The 462-nt window shown below is 61.5% G+C and carries 1 protein-coding gene; it reads left to right on the top strand.

The window, feature by feature from the left end; genetic code table 11:
* A partial coding sequence (locus GO009_RS17440) for a PKD domain-containing protein (protein WP_163627979.1) occupies positions 1–462 on the top strand: 462 nt, incomplete at both ends.

The following is a 462-nucleotide window of genomic DNA, read 5'->3' on the forward strand; positions in this document are numbered from 1 at the left end:
CGGGCAGCGTACTTCTGGAACTGACGGGCCCTGTTTCGGCCACCCAGCGGGAGGGCGTAGCGCCCTACGCGTTGTTCGGCGACCTATCGGGCGATTACAACGAGAGGGACCTTCCGTTGGGGAACTATACCCTTACGGCCACGGCCTACAACGGCAGTGGTTCGAGCAGCGGTGTCATGGGCCAGCCCTTGAGCGTGAACTTTTCCTTGGTGACCGTGGCGGATGGGATGCCCGTAGCGATGGCAACCGCCGATGTGGAGACCGGGGAGGCTCCATTGACCGTAAATTTCACGGGAAACGATTCTACGGACGATGTGGGCATAATCTCCTACGAGTGGGACTTCGGGGACGGCAGTGCGCCCTCCAACGAGGCGGACCCCGTCCATACCTATACGGCAGCGGGCAGTTATGATGCGATGCTGACGGTGACCGATGGCGATGGTCAGACGGACACGGACACCA

The sequence above is a fragment of the Allomuricauda sp. TY007 genome (genome assembly GCF_010468565.1).
Lineage (GTDB): Bacteria > Bacteroidota > Bacteroidia > Flavobacteriales > Flavobacteriaceae > Flagellimonas.